The organism is Deinococcus rhizophilus (assembly GCF_030271215.1).
Classification (GTDB): domain Bacteria; phylum Deinococcota; class Deinococci; order Deinococcales; family Deinococcaceae; genus Deinococcus; species Deinococcus rhizophilus.
Genome location: NZ_JASNGB010000113.1, coordinates 1 through 9,277 on the forward strand (window position 1 = coordinate 1; position 9,277 = coordinate 9,277).

Sequence of the window (9,277 nt, forward strand, 5' to 3'; positions counted from 1 at the left end):
GCCACCCTGCGCGAACCGTACGGGCTGAGTCCGCCGGACGCTCCCTCGCACCTGGGCCGCCGCCTCCCGCTGGAGGTGCTGGCCCGCACCGGCTTGGCCCGCACCGGGGAGGAGGGCGGCGCGGCGGCCCTCGCCTTTACCGGGCACCTGCGCCGCCGGGACGGGGAGGACCTGCTGGTGCTGATCACCCGCCCATCTCTTCCCCCGGAGCGGCTGCGAGGGGCCGTCGCGACCCTGCAAGCGCCGCTGGAGCGGGCCGCGCTGCTGGACGACCTGCGGGTGCAGGGCGAGCGGTTGGCCCGGCGCGGGGAGGTGCTGCAAGACCTCGTGTACGCCTTCTCGCACGACCTGCGGACCCCGCTGCTGGCGAACTCCATGAACATGCGGGCGGCACTGCGGGGAGCCTACGGGCCCCTCCCGGAAACCTACCGCGCGGCCCTGGACAACGGCCTGGAGGCGAACACCGAGCTGCTGGCGCTGGCCGACCAGCTCCTGCTGCTCGCCAAGTACGAGAGCGGCGAACCCGGCGGCGAGCGGCGCGAGGTGAAGCTGCGCGACCTGACGCTGGGGGTGATCGGGCAGCTGACAGAGCGGGCCGGAGCGCGGGGGGTGGTCTTCGAGCCGGAGCTGGACGGCGTGAGCGTCCACGGGCTGGCGCACGACCTGCGGCGGGCCGTGCAGAACCTGCTGGAAAACGCGGTGAAGTTCAGTCCGCCGGGCGGCACGGTGCGGGTGACCCTGCGGGGGCACGGGGACGAGGCGGTGCTGTCAGTCACCGACGAGGGGCCGGGCGTGCCCCCCGCGCGGGAGGCGACCCTGTTCGGGCGTTTCCGGGGCGGGGGGGCGGGGGGCGGCACCGGGCTGGGCCTGTACCTCACCCGGCAGATCGCGGACGCGCACGGCGGCACGGTGAGTTACGCCCGCACCGCCCGCGCCCAGAGCGTCCTGACCCTGACCCTGCCACGCGCGGGGGCGGGGTAGGCGGGGTAGCCTGACGGGGATGAAGGCGCCCACCCCCCCCATCCGCGTGCTGCTGGTCGAGGACCACGCCTTTACCCGCGACGGGCTGCGGGCCACCCTGGGACTCGAACCCGACCTGCGGGTGGTCGCCGAGGCCCGCAGCGGCGAGGAAGCGCTGGAGCTGCTCGCCCGCGTGCCGGTGGACGTGGCGGTTCTCGACATCGGGCTGCCGGGCATGGACGGGGTGCGGGCAGCGGCAGAGATCAAACGCGGCTGGCCGCAGGTGCGGATCGTGATGCTCACGGCGCACGACCTGCGCGACGAGGTGTTCGCGGCCCTCGCGTCGGGGGCCGAGGCCTACTGCCTCAAGCGCGAGACGCCCGAGCTGCTGCTGCTGGCGGTACGGGCGGCGGCGGCGGGCAGCGCGTACCTCGACCCCCGCATCGCGCACCACGTGCTGGGCGGCGTGCGGGCCCCCGACTCGGCCCCGCCGCTGACCCCGCGCGAGACCGAGGTGCTGCGCCTGATCGCCGACGGCCACCCCAACCGCGAGATCGCCGCCCGGCTGGGCATCAGCGTGAGCACCGTCAAGCTGCATGTGCAGGACGTGCTGGTCAAGTTGCGGGCGGCGGACCGAACGCAGGCGGCGGTCAAGGCGCTGCGGCAGGGACTGCTGTGAGGACAGCAGGGGCGCAGCGCTGTTCCTCGCGTTTGGCGCGGTACATCGCGGCGTCGGCGCGGCGCAGCAGGCCGTCGCCGTCGGGAAGCTCGCCGGGCCGGGTCCCCGCCACGCCGACCGTGACGTGCAGGGGCAGCCCCCCCACCCGCTGGCCCCGCAGCGCCGCGTGAATCTGCCCGGCCACCGTCTCGGCCTCGGGCGCGGCGGTGCGGGGCAGCAGCACCGCGAACTCGTCGCCGCCCCAGCGAAAGACCTCGTCCCCGGCCCGCAGCACCCCCGTGACCGCCGCGCCGATCTGCCGGAGCGCCCTGTCTCCGGCGACGTGCCCGAGGCGGTCGTTGATCGCCTTGAAGTTCGAGGCGTCCAGCACCAGCAGCGAGAGGGCGCTGCCCTGCCGCCGGGCCGCCGCGACCTGCCGGGCCAGCGACTCGCTGAACGCGCGGCGGTTGGGCAGCCCGGTCAGCACGTCGGTGCGGGCCGCTTCCTCGATGCGGGCACGCTGGGCCGTCTCGCGCAGCAGCGCCGCCGCGTGCAGGGCGAAGGTCCGGGCCACCTCCACCGAGTCCCCGCCGAAGGCGTGGGGGTCATGCCGCGCGTCGATGTTGAGAAAGGCGTAGACCTCGCCCCGGTACAGGACGGGGACTCCCACATTCGCCGAGATGCCGTACACCGAGGGGAGCAGGTCGTCCACCCAGACCCCCGCGCGGGTGTGGCCGGTGCCGTTCAGTGCCTGTCCCGGCTGCACCAGCACGCGCGGGACCCCGGCTGTCCAGGCATCCAGACCCAGGCCATACCAGCGGTCGCGCACGTCCTCCAGGGTGAAGGTGACGTCCCGCAACTCGGTCATGTCGTGGACGATGGCGGCCCGGTAGCGGAAGACGTCGCCTTCCCGCACGAGCAGCGAGCCGGTCTCGGCACCGGGAATGATGCGCAGGGCTTCTTGCAGCAGGGGGCGGTAGGCTGCCTCGGCCTCCAGGGCCAGCAGGTTTTCCTGAAGCCGCAGCAGCGCGGCCATGTGGCGGGTGAGCTGCACCCGCTCGAACTCCAGACCCGCCGCGTGCGCCATCGCTCCCAGCAGGTCGAGGTCGTGCGGCGACCACGCGCGGCCAGGGGGCGCCGTGAACCACATCGCCAGCCGGGGCCGCCAGCGCCCGGCGAGGGGCAGCAGCAGGCCGTCCTCGCGGACCGTGGGGTGACCGCCGCGCAGGGCCGCACGCTCGTCGGCGCTCCACTCGGGCAGGGGGCCGGGATCGCCCACCCGCCAGCAGCTCTCGGGGTGCAGGGTGCCGTGGCGGTCGCGCAGGCCCTGGGCGCCGCGCAGCCCGAACTCGGTCACGACGCCCTCCAGAATGCGCCGCATCAGGTCGAGGTCCTCGCCCTGCCCGGCCAGCTGCTCGGTGAGGCGGTGCAGCCGCTCGGCCCGCGCCTGCCCGGCCCCCATCTCCAGCAGGGCACTCACCCCGGCCGCGAACAGCAGCCACGACCCCAGGGGAGCGCCGGGCGGCAGCCTCAGCGTCCGCACGACCTCGCTGCCGCAGCGCAGCGGCACCTCGCCCGCGCCGGGAGCCACGACCTCGGCGGCGTCCGGGCCGGTGGCCGCCAGCAGCTCCGGCAAACGGGCCAGCACGTCGTCGCCCGCCGACCGTCCCAGGGCGGTCAGCACGGTCGCGAGTCGTCCGTCCAGCGTGTAGCCCAAGGCCCCATCCTCCACGCCCAGCCTACGGCGCGGTTCCTGACGGCACTCTTTCAAGCGGACACTTTCAAGCGCACACTTTCAAGCAGACACCTTCAGGCGGGCACCCGCCACAGCTGGCCTGACGACGCCGTTTGTGACATAATATGGGCGGATTTGATCTGTTCACAACAGAACGCCCCCTGACTTTCACCGAGGTAACGATGACCCGAGCCACCAGGAAAAAGGACGTGACCGAGCAGCCTGCCGCCGCCGTCAGGGCGGACGTGCTGACCCAATTTGCCGACCTCGTCGCCACGGCGGGCGTGAGCAGCGAGGCGCCCGCCCTGTTCGCCGACGGCGTGGGCGAGGACCGCCTGAATGCGGCGCTGAGCGAGGAGTTGCGCCTCGCCCACGACCGCTGGGGCCTGGGCCTGCTGCACCTGCGCCACGCGGCCGAGCTGCGCCGCCCCGAGGGGGGTCTGGAGATCGCCCTGCTGGTCGACGGGGCCGAACGCGCCCGCGTGAGCGAGGGGCCGCAGACCGTCGCCGCGACCTACGCGGTGATGACGGCGCCCGGCGCCGACGGCCTGAGCGAGTGGGGGGTGCTGCCCGACGGGCACCGGGTGACCCTGCGGCCCGGCCTGGGGCAGCTCAGGGTGCTGGTCGAGGATGCCCGCGACTTCGAGACCCACTGGACCCAGGAGCGCGGCGGCCTGTGGACCCGCACCTGGCGGCAGGGGGAGACCCTGGCGGTGGAGGTCCACCGACCTGCCTCGCCCACCACAGCGCTCGCCGACGCGGCCTGGGACGTGATCGCGTCGGTCAAGGACCGCACCTTCCAGCGCGAGCTGATGGAGCGCTCCAACAGCGTCGGGATGCTGGGGGCGCTGCTGGGGGCCCGGCACGCTGGAGCGAGCGGGGCCCTGGCACTGCTGCCCGAGGCGCATTTCGCGGTCAGTTCGGCGGTGCTGCGGGCGCAGGGCGCCGAGGGCCGCAGCCTCGACCGCTGGAAGGCCCTGCTGCGCGAGGGCGCCGAACAACTCGACGAGTTGCAACGTGCCGGAACGAAGCGGCTGGCGGCCGTCCTGAGCGGCGGCCTGCGCTGAGAGACCCCGCCTCCCCCCTCTCCCCCTTCCGCGAGGAGGGGGGGGGGGTTGTGGTGCTGGGAGCCGGTTTCCCGGCGGAGGGGCAGACCCGAGAGCCTGTGGGACCAGAGTCCTCATGGTCGGTGGAGTGCGCCCGGAAGCCGTCTGCGGCTCCCCCCTCTCCTGCGGAGCTGTACCAGTCCCNCAGACCCGAGAGCCTGTGGGACCAGAGTCCTCATGGTCGGTGGAGTGCGCCCGGAAGCCGTCTGCGGCTCCCCCCTCTCCTGCGGAGCTGTACCAGTCCCAGCCTCCCCCGCAAGGGGGGAGGGGTAAAAGACTCCGTTGTCTGTTGACTGGGAAGTCCACGAACCCTAGCTGACTTTTGAAACAGGCGCTGAGGAAGGGGGCGTCGGTCCACCCCTGAGCTTATTCCTGCTCCCCGGCTCCGGCGGCCCGCAGGGTGAAGTGAAAGGCGCTGCCCTGCCCCGGCTCTCCCTCGGCCCAGACGCGGCCCCCGTGACGCTGCACGATCTTGCGGACGATGGCGAGGCCCATGCCGGTGCCCTCGTAGTGCTCGCGCAGGTGAAGGCGCTGGAACATCTGAAAGACGCGCTCGGCGTACTGCGGCTCGAAACCGATGCCGTTGTCGCGCACGGTAAAGAGCCACTCGTCGCCCTGACGCACGGCACCCACCTCCACGACGGGCACGGCGCCCTCCCGGCGGAACTTGACCGCGTTGCCGATCAGGTTCTGCAGCAGCTGGGTGAGTTCGCCCGGTGCGCCCAGGACGGTGGGCAACTCGCCCGTCACGACCCGCGCCCCGGCGGCCTCGACGGCGCCGTGCAGCCGGGCCAGCGCTTCGGCGAGCGGTTCCCGGCTGGGCACCGGCACCAGGGGTTCTTGCACCGCGTTCAGGCGCGAGAAGACGAGGAGGTCGTCGATCAGGCTTTTCATGCGCTCGGCGCCCTTCACCACGAAGTCGAGGTACCGCTGCCCCTGGGGGTCGAGGCTGTGGGCGTGGCGCTTGACAATCAGCTCGGTGAAGCTGGCGATGGTCCGCAGCGGTTCTTGCAGGTCGTGCGAGGCGACGTAGGCGAAGCGTTCGAGTTCGGCGTTGCTGCGCTCGAGGTCCTCGGTGCGCCGCTGCAGGGCCCGCGCCTTGTCGGCGCCTTCCAGGGTCAGGCTGAGGCTGCGGGCCACCGTGTCCAGCACCGCCCGGTCGGTGCCGGTCCAGCTGCGCCCCCCGAAGAGGCCCACCACGATCACCCCGCGCACCGCGTCCCCCACCCGCACGGGCAGCGAGGCGACCGCCGCGATGTGGTTGACCTGATCGCCCAGGCCGTCGCGGTCGCCGTCGTAGGTGTCCTGGTAGAGCGGCTCGCCCGTCTGGAGGGGCACCCACATGGTGGGCGTCTCCCGCAGCGGCAGCCCGGCGTCGAGTTCGCGCTGCAGGGTCTCGCTGCGCAGGTCGCCCACCTGCGAGCGCTTGACCCACCGCTCGCCCTCCGGCTCCCAGTACACCGAGTAGCCGCCCGGCAGCAGCGAGAGCACGATCTCCTGGGCCCGGCGAATCAGCACCCCGGCGTCGGCTTCCAGGGTGAGGTCGCGCGAGAGGTCGGCGAAGGCTTCCAGGGCGCGGGTGCGGGCGGCGAGGGCGTCGCGCTGCGCGGCCAGCTGCCGGGCACTGTCGGCCCGCTCCAGCGACAGGGCGAGGCTGCGCCCGGCCGAACGCACGATCGCCCGGCCTCGCTCGGACCACTGGCCCTCGGTCTTGAGGCCCACCGCGAGCATTCCCGGCACCTCTGCCCCCACGGCCAGCGGGTAGAGGGCCACCGTGCCGTAGTCCTCGGTCGCGGCGACCTGCTGCTCGCCCGCGTTCCAGCCGTCCACGAAGACCGGCTCGCGGGTGCGCTCGGCCTCGGCGAAGGCGGGCGCGTCCAGCGGAACACCGCCCGTGATGGAGGCCACCACCTCCGGCGCGATGTCGGTGGTCCAGACGCGGGCCCGCCACAGCTCGCCCTCGCGCTCGTAGTAGGCCGCGCTGCACTCCACGAAAAACGAGCGGAAGACCCCCAGCGCCTCCTGCGCGAGGCTGGAGACGTCGGTGCGGGTGCCCACCGCCTCGGTGAAACGCACAAAGGCCCCCAGGGCCGCGGCCTGCTCGGCGAGTTCGTGGGTGCGCTCCGCCACGCGCGCCCCCAGCCGGGCGCGTTCCTCGTGCAGTTCCTGGTAGAGCCGCGCGTTGTCGAGGGCCACCGCCGCCTGCGCCGCGAGGCCCACCAGCAGCTGCTCGGCCCGCTCGTCGAAGCGGTCCGGCTCGGCGTGTCCGAAAAACAGGCCGCCCAGCACGGTCCCCGAGCGCGACACCACCGGCACCCCCAGGTAACTGCGCACGGCGAGGTGCCCCGGCGGCAGCCCCCGGTAGGGCGCGTTGTGGCCGAAGCGGGGGTCCCGGGTGATGTCGCCCGAGCGCACCACCGCCTGCCCGGTCAGGGTCGGCCCGAACACCTGGGTCGGGCGCGGCGCGGGAAAGGCCGCGAACGCCTCGCGCGGCGCCCCCGAGAGCGCGTAGAGGGGAAAGGACTCCGCGCCGGACGGGTTGTAGAACAGGGCCCCGTAGTCGGCCCCGCTCAGCGCCACCCCCGCGTCGGTCACCGCCTGCATCAGCCGTTCGAGATCGAGTTCGGCGGCGACCGACGGCCCGACCCGGCCCAGGGCGTCGAGCACCTCGGCCTGCCGGGCCAGGCGCCCCTCGGCCAGCACCCGCCCCAGCGCCTGCGCCCCCTGCTGCGCCAGTGCGTCCAGAAAAGCCTGCTCGGGCGCCGCGAACCCGCGCTGCTCGCCCGCCGCGAAGGTCAGGACCAGCACCCCCCAGACCCCGTCGTCCACGCACAAGGGCAGGGCCGCGAGGGGCACAGGGTGGGCAGCCACGGGGTCTGCGGTCACAGAGGCTTCACCCGTAGAGACTCCGGTCTGAAATGCCGGCTGCCCGGTCTGCTGGACCCTGGCCGCGAGTTCGGGGGCAGGCACCGCCTCACCGGTCGTGGCCCGGGGCGGGCGACCTGCCTCTGCCCCGTCCACGACCTGTCCCCCCACCGCCCCGGCGGCGACCACGACCCCCCGCAGCAGCGCCTCCAGCACGCCTGCCGACGTGCGGGCCTCGGCCAGCGCCGCGCCGAGACTCTGCAGGGCCTCGGCGCGGCGCAGGGCCGTCACGTCCCGCAATTGCACGGCCAGCGTGTCCCCGCACGGCACCACCCGCACCCGGACCCAGCCGCCGGTCAGGGGACTGTGGGACTCGTATTCGGTCGGCTGCCCGGTGCGGCGGGCGTGGGCCCTCGCGGCAGGCCAGCGGGGGCTGAAGCGCCCGCCGAGGTCGCGCTCCAGCACCAGACCCAGCAATTCCTCCGGCTCCATCCCCGCCAGCCTCGCCGCAGGTCGGTTGACATACGCGAACCGGCCCTCGCCGTCGAGCAGGAACAGGGCGTCGTCTCCGGCGTCCAGCAGCTCAAGCAGGGCGGGGGCCGCGGGGTCGGCCGGGCGGCTCATCGCCGGGGAGCCAGGGCAGACAGGGAACCGGAAAACAGGGGCATATCGGCTGTGGATTCTAACGGAGCCGGGGCGGAGACGGGGCGCGGCGCGGCCGGAGGGCCGGAGCCTGCCCGCCTGACCCCTCAGCCCGCAGCCTCAGCCCGCAGGCGGCGCGAGGAACCCGAAGACGTGGCCTTCCGGGTCGCGCACGGTGAGGCGGCCCTCTGCCTCCACATGCGGCAGCCCGGCCGCCCGCACCCGGCGGCGGACCTCGTCCAGATGGGCGTAGAACTGGGCGTAGACGTGGTCACCGCCAAACATGTCGGCCAGCCCCACCTGCGGGTCCCAGGCGTACAGCCAGCGGCGGGGGGTGCCGTTGCCGTCGGGCTCAGGGCCGGGGCCCAGGGTGAACTGCGCGAAGTCGCGGTCCGGCTGCTCCTTGGCAAAGGCAAAACCGTAGGCGCGGGGCAGCCGCTCCTTCATCGCCGGGTAGTCCACGAAGGCGAGCGCCACCTCGCGCAGCCCCAGCACCGGGAGGGCGTGGGGGCCACGCTCGCCGTCTCCCGGCGTGGGCGGGTAGGCGGGCTGCCGCCCGTCCGCGAGGTCCACCCCGCGCAGCTCCAGCCCATGCCCGAAGGGGTCGAAGAAGTACACGGTGGGATCGGGCCGCTCGGGGGTGCCGAGGTCGATCTCCTGCCAGGGCAGGCCGTGCTCGTCCAGCAGGGCCTTGCAGCGGTCCAGTTCGTGGGGCTGAATCTGCCACGCGTAATGCAGGTGCGAGGCCCCCCGCACGTGCAGGGGCGCGAGGCGGGGGTCGTTGGGCTGCCGGGTCACGGGCTTCCAGAGCGTCAGCGTCTGCGTGTCGTTCACCCGGAAGTGGGCCACGCCACGGCTCCCGTCGTGGCGCAGCAGCGTCAGGCCGAGCACCTGGGTATAGAAGCGCACCCCGCGCGGCAGGTGGCCAACCTCCAGCGTCACGCCCGCGAGGTCGAGGATGGGAGAAGCCATGCGGGCAGCGTACTCCGGGGGCGGGCGGGGCTTTGCTAGACTGGGTCCACCAAACTCCCGAAACGTTGATCCTGACGTGTTGCCCGTGAAGTGTTGCCGCGCCGGAGCCACCGGACCCGGCCTTTTTCCTGCCCCCCGGAGTGCCTTGCCGTGTCCCAGCCTGCCCCCCTGAGCCCCACCCAGCGCCGGACCCTGCGGGCGCTGACCGACACCTTCGTGCCCGCGCTGCGGCGCCCCGCCGACCCCCGCGCCCCCCACAGCCAGCAGTTCTACGCGACCCCCGGCAGCGCGACCGGGGCGCACGACCTCGCCGCCGGGATGCTGGCCGGACTGCCGGGA

7 protein-coding genes are annotated in these 9,277 nt (G+C 73.7%); 4 read left to right on the forward strand and 3 right to left on the reverse strand.

Features of this window, described 5'->3' with window-relative positions; genetic code table 11:
• The coding region (locus tag QOL99_RS11610; protein WP_285524019.1) for a sensor histidine kinase at nt 1–981 on the forward strand (981 nt) is incomplete at its 5' end.
• A 19-nt stretch (nt 982–1,000) separates the two neighbouring features.
• A complete protein-coding gene (locus tag QOL99_RS11615; protein ID WP_285524021.1) occupies nt 1,001–1,639 on the forward strand; it encodes a response regulator in 639 nt (212 codons plus the stop codon).
• On the opposite strand, the gene QOL99_RS11620 is transcribed toward QOL99_RS11615, so the two are convergent.
• Nucleotides 1,611–3,335 (reverse strand): GGDEF domain-containing protein, encoded by a 1,725-nt coding sequence (locus QOL99_RS11620; RefSeq protein WP_285524023.1) that lies wholly within the window; start codon nt 3,333–3,335, stop codon nt 1,611–1,613. The genes QOL99_RS11615 and QOL99_RS11620 overlap by 29 nt on opposite strands.
• 200 nt (nt 3,336–3,535) lie before the next feature.
• Here QOL99_RS11620 and QOL99_RS11625 point away from each other — a divergent pair, with 200 nt between their 5' ends.
• Nucleotides 3,536–4,420 carry a DNA repair protein gene (locus QOL99_RS11625; protein WP_285524024.1) on the forward strand — a complete coding sequence of 295 codons (885 nt, stop codon included), beginning with the start codon at nt 3,536–3,538 and terminating at the stop codon, nt 4,418–4,420.
• A gap of 405 nt (nt 4,421–4,825) precedes the next feature.
• On the opposite strand, the gene QOL99_RS11630 is transcribed toward QOL99_RS11625, so the two are convergent.
• Together QOL99_RS11630 and QOL99_RS11635 are read right to left on the reverse strand one after the other, a co-directional pair.
• Complete coding sequence (locus QOL99_RS11630; RefSeq protein ID WP_285524025.1) at nt 4,826–7,948, reverse strand: GAF domain-containing protein; 3,123 nt, start codon at nt 7,946–7,948, stop codon at nt 4,826–4,828.
• Between the two features lie 138 nt (nt 7,949–8,086).
• Entirely contained in the window at nt 8,087–8,938 is an 852-nt protein-coding gene (locus tag QOL99_RS11635) for a VOC family protein (protein WP_285524026.1), read from the reverse strand.
• A 150-nt stretch (nt 8,939–9,088) separates the two neighbouring features.
• Between QOL99_RS11635 and QOL99_RS11640 the strand changes: the two genes are divergently transcribed.
• Nucleotides 9,089–9,277 (forward strand): hypothetical protein (locus tag QOL99_RS11640; RefSeq protein WP_285524027.1); only part of this gene is annotated, 189 nt, incomplete at its 3' end.

Coding starts and splice junctions, on each gene's coding strand:
- QOL99_RS11615 (WP_285524021.1), top strand. CDS start 1,001: ATGAAGGCGCCCACCCCCCCCATCCGCGTGCTGCTGGTCGAGGACCAC.
- QOL99_RS11625 (WP_285524024.1), top strand. CDS start 3,536: ATGACCCGAGCCACCAGGAAAAAGGACGTGACCGAGCAGCCTGCCGCC.
- QOL99_RS11630 (WP_285524025.1), bottom strand. CDS start 7,948: ATGAGCCGCCCGGCCGACCCCGCGGCCCCCGCCCTGCTTGAGCTGCTG.
- QOL99_RS11635 (WP_285524026.1), bottom strand. CDS start 8,938: ATGGCTTCTCCCATCCTCGACCTCGCGGGCGTGACGCTGGAGGTTGGC.